Genomic DNA, 2120 nt, shown 5'->3' on the forward strand with positions numbered 1-2120 from the left:
TGATGCCTTTATTTTTCAAGATAGAGTTGAAATCTATTTTTTATATTTCGGTTATAATATTTTCCTAATGATGTTGAGTTATTAAATTCTTGCCAAACTCTTATTGGAACATCTTTGTGAATATATTTTTGGCTCGAAGTTTCAATTATTAAAAATCCTGTTTTCATATCACAACTGTAATAATTTGCATCTTCAATCCAAGAACTACTTTTTGTTGTTTCCTCTTTAAATTTAAAAGTTGAGTTTTCAACTTCGGTTACAGCTTGTTCATATGTTTTAAAATTTAATGGAATTTCATTACAATTTTTAGAATTGCATCCTAACAAACAAAAAGTACTTAATATGTAAATTATTATTTTCATTTGTTAATAGTTTGTATAGGCTATTTCCCATTTAGAAAATTCTTTATAAAGTTCTGGTTTAATTTTTAAGTTTGAATTTACAGAATAACCTACAACAATACCTTTGTCATCTACTGTTTCTGACATTTCGCTTGATGGAATATCCATTGAATGAACTTTAAATCCATCTTCATCGAGAAAATTTAAAGTAAATTCTCGTACAGTATTTACTTTAATTTTAAAATAATTTTCACCATTTAAAAAATCTAATCTTTGAAGTGGTGGATATTCTTTATTACCAATTCTAATTGTGTCACCAACAGAACTAATTGTAAATTTATAGTACATTAGTTCATTCTTCCATTTAGTTTCTAATGATAATTTTGGTATGTCCAAAGATGGAATTGATGTGTTTTCAAACTTTTTGGTATTTTCTAAACCATAAATTAGCAGTTCGTATTTCTCTTTCTTTTCTTGTTCGTCATAATATTTTGAAATGTCATCTTTCTTGTAGATGTATATTGACGATATTATGATTGCAAAAACACCAATATATCTATATAATTTATTCTTGTAAATTGTATTGAAAATATTCGTAAAATCATTTATCATATTTTTAGGTTTTTCTTTTGTGGTGTTTTGGTATTTTGTTTTAGGTTCCGAATTTGGTTCTTGTTTTTGTTCTTTCTTTTCTGAATTTTTTGTAGAATTTGATGAGTTGTTGTTTGTGCTTTGACGGTATTTGCTTTTTTGATAGTTTATATCATAAATATCTTTTTTCGCTTTATCATTTAGAATAGAATAGGCTTCATTGATTTCTTTGAATTTTTCCTCAAATAGTTTGTTGCCAAAATGTAAATCAGGATGATATTTTTTTGCTAACCTTCGATAAGCTGTTTTAATGTCTGTTGATGTTGCGCCAAAATTTAATTCTAACGATTTGTAATAATCTTTCATTTATCTTCTTCGTGTAACTATTGTAAAAGTCCAGTTATACTTATGACCTTGTTCAAATTTATATTTGCCTGAACTTGGTATAACTCCTGGCGCAGAAGCTGTATAATATAAAACACCATTTTCTGTAATTTCAGTAGTTGTCGAATGTGGCTCTAACGAAAAATAATTATTGCCCACAATTAATGAAATCGTCGAGGAAGATTTATTAGTTATTTCAACTTCTGTATCGTAGCTTGATGATGTTCCGCTTTCTTGAAAACCACTCGAAGAAGATAATGGAATATCTTTTATTTTTTTGATAGCAAATGATTTAACCCAACCTAATTTGTTTGTTTTTATATCTATACATTTTATGTAACCGTTAGTTTCTTCAGCCGAAAAGACATATAAATCAGAATTAACTTTTAGCGTTTCTTTCTTCTCACTATTTTCATCTGGTTCAACTCTTAAATTTGCTCCTGAAATTGTTTTTGCGAGAAAAGGTGCAAGTTCATTTTCTTGTGCATTAATGTTGAGAGATAAAAAAAGAAAGAAGCCGAATAAAAGGATTGATTTTTTCATATTTATTGATTTTTGTTTGGACGCAATTCGTCATAAGGTTTCACACAACGTTCTGTGGCTTAAATTAGTGGCGTTGTGTTTACCTAAGCCATTCCAAATATACACAAACTTTAGAAAATTCGGAGAATTTTCGGAACAAACACAAACCAAGCCATTGATTTAAACCGCTGTGTGTGCCCTGCATGAGCAGGACACACGCTGTAAGCTCGAATAAAAATTGAAAATTACAAATTTCAGATTATAAAACAAACTTACAGCGTA

General features: G+C 28.3%; 3 protein-coding genes. All 3 read right to left on the reverse strand.

The annotated features are described in order from the left end of the window. Positions 1-8: 8 nt before the first annotated feature. From IAI56_RS15545 to IAI56_RS15555, 3 genes are read right to left on the reverse strand one after another with little or no spacing between them, the layout of a single operon-like run. The gene (locus tag IAI56_RS15545; protein WP_187658733.1) at positions 9-362 is read right to left on the reverse strand and encodes a KTSC domain-containing protein; all 354 of its coding nucleotides are present in this window, start codon (positions 360-362) and stop codon (positions 9-11) included. Positions 363-365: 3 nt separating this feature from the next. After that, a complete protein-coding gene (locus tag IAI56_RS15550) occupies positions 366-1298 on the reverse strand; it encodes a DnaJ domain-containing protein (RefSeq protein WP_187658734.1) in 933 nt (310 codons plus the stop codon). Beyond that, entirely contained in the window at positions 1299-1859 is a 561-nt protein-coding gene (locus tag IAI56_RS15555; RefSeq protein ID WP_187658735.1) for a hypothetical protein, read from the reverse strand. It lies immediately after the preceding gene. Positions 1860-2120: the final 261 nt, after the last annotated feature.

The sequence above is a fragment of the Flavobacterium macrobrachii genome, assembly GCF_014486675.1.
Classification (GTDB): Bacteria; Bacteroidota; Bacteroidia; order Flavobacteriales; family Flavobacteriaceae; genus Flavobacterium; species Flavobacterium macrobrachii.

Bases quoted from the DNA above. Each gene is read 5' to 3' on its own strand.
- IAI56_RS15550 (WP_187658734.1), bottom strand. From the start codon at position 1,298: ATGAAAGATTATTACAAATCGTTAGAATTAAATTTTGGCGCAACATCA.
- IAI56_RS15545 (WP_187658733.1), bottom strand. From the start codon at position 362: ATGAAAATAATAATTTACATATTAAGTACTTTTTGTTTGTTAGGATGC.
- IAI56_RS15555 (WP_187658735.1), bottom strand. From the start codon at position 1,859: ATGAAAAAATCAATCCTTTTATTCGGCTTCTTTCTTTTTTTATCTCTC.